Raw genomic sequence first — 1,996 nt, 5'->3', positions numbered from 1 at the left:
AAGATGTTGAGCAAGCCATAGCTTCCCTTAATCGTGATACCACTACAGCTCATAAGGGTGTACAACAGCTCGATGTAGGCAAGCTGGAACAAATCGTTCATGAAAACCGTGAAATGGCAACGCAACTCTTAGAAGAAGGGTTTAAATACAGCGATGAGTCCTATAAAACTATGTTTATCAAGGAACACCCCATCGCTGTGGTCGACCGTGATGAAAAGGGCAATATACTCTATGAAATAGATGCAAATGGGGTACCTATAAGAGATGCTCGTGGACAAAAAATACCTAAGTTTCATTATTTAACGGCTGAGGAAAAGGAACATTTGCAAGAAGGTGCTGATGGCAAGGTGCATGTCTCCTTTAATGGCATTTTTACTCCGCCTGAAGAGGCAGCTGTTTATGCGGTTCAACATGCTAAAAATAAAAATGAACCGCTTTATATTGTTATCTTCCCTCAAGCAGATTCTGCTATCTCAGAACTTCTGGTAGCAGGGTACCAGAAGTTTATGGAAAATAACTTTTGGGGTTTGACCAATTCCACACAAGAAGCAAAAGATTTGGTGTATAGCCATGGTATTACAGGGTTAGAACTTTATGGCTATAGCCGCGGTACCATGACATTGGGGAATATGCTGTATTCTTTCAAACAAGAAGGTGTGCACGGTATAGCCGACAACACGAATATCAATTTTTATGGACCAGCCTTTAATGTTTTAGTTGCATCCGGTCTGTTAACTTATGTGAGTGATGGCAAACAAACTACTATTGGCTTTGATGGGAATAGATATGACCCTGTAAGCAGAATTATTGGTGGTAATGGCTATACCCACGGGACACTCCCTGCTGGTAGTAACTGGTGGACAGAATGGTGGAGAGTGACCATGAATCCCATAAGTTCTCATACCTGTCTTGGAGATGCGAGTGATAAGTGTATATGGCGCTATGGCACATCTCATTTAGAACAAAAGCCTTGAATTAAATCATGGAGGAAAAAATGAAACAAACTCTAAAATTATTAAGCACTGTAACTTTGTTAAGTATAGCTGGATGTCAGTTTAATAAAACTCCTGGAGGGTATTTGAGTGCTTGGGAAAAGCCAGGAGCAGGTTTTACTGAGATAGGAAAAGCCTTGTTAGAATGTGGCATGCCAACGCCTTATGATGTCGATCCAGAAAACAGAAAGCAGAGCATCAATGCAAAAGCAACAATTTATGCTTGCATGGTTCAATCAGGATTCCGCTATAAAGATGAAGAAGTAGCAAGAGCGGGAGGGCCATGTTATACTTTTAGAGAGGAAAACTTGCCCATTTGTCGTCCAGGCGCTGTTATCCCGAGGCCCAGTGTCAAGAAGCGCTTAAACAGCCCTTTTTGTAAACAATATAAAAACAGTCGTAAATGCCAGCCTTAAGTTTTTCTTGTGATGGTAATCAACCCCCATACTTGCTTTTGTTTGGAATGAGGGGATTGTTTCCTCAATCTACCATCTCAATATTGTTCACCACTGTTTTAAACAGTGGTGACAGAAAATATCAACAGGCTTACGAGCCTTCTTATCGTAAATAAATCCATTGAAAGAGGGGAAAAATGAAACAAACCTTAAAACTGAAAAAAATCTTAAAACTATTGAGTTGCATGGCTCTGTTAAATACAGCTGGATGTCAGTTAGGCAATCCTCCCCCATCGACTTTGGCTTTATGGGAAAAGCCTGGAACAGATCGGGCTGTCATTGAACAATCACTGTTAAAATGTGGCTGGAAACCGGTTTATGCTTCTTCTAGTGATATGAATTCGTATGCAAGTGAATTTGCTTCAGTTTATGAATGCATGAAAAAAGCAGGCTTCCGGTATAAATTGCAGGATTCAAAGGGGATTTATTTTACACAACCTCCGAAAGGTGACTCGTTCCTAACCGATCTCATGATAGCTGGATATCAGCAATTTATGGATAATGACACTTTTGGTCTCAGCAATACGAGCAAGAAGGAACGGGCCATGA

The 1,996-nt window shown here is 40.7% G+C and carries 3 protein-coding genes; all 3 read left to right on the top strand.

Annotation, left to right across the window (positions count from 1 at the left end; genetic code table 11):
* Positions 1–974, top strand: a 974-nt coding sequence (locus J7R13_RS08460; RefSeq protein ID WP_208438273.1) for a filamentous hemagglutinin, incomplete at its 5' end; no start/stop codon positions are given.
* 20 nt (positions 975–994) lie between these two features.
* The gene (locus J7R13_RS08455) at positions 995–1,408 is read left to right on the top strand and encodes a hypothetical protein (protein ID WP_208438272.1); all 414 of its coding nucleotides are present in this window, start codon (positions 995–997) and stop codon (positions 1,406–1,408) included.
* A gap of 194 nt (positions 1,409–1,602) precedes the next feature.
* The coding region (locus J7R13_RS08450; RefSeq protein WP_208438274.1) for a hypothetical protein at positions 1,603–1,996 on the top strand (394 nt) is incomplete at its 3' end.

The organism is Bartonella taylorii 8TBB, from assembly GCF_902825155.1.
In the GTDB taxonomy this organism is placed as follows: domain Bacteria; phylum Pseudomonadota; class Alphaproteobacteria; order Rhizobiales; family Rhizobiaceae; genus Bartonella; species Bartonella taylorii_A.
The sequence above is the reverse complement of the archived record's forward strand: the minus strand, read 5'-3'. Positions and strand labels throughout refer to the sequence as shown.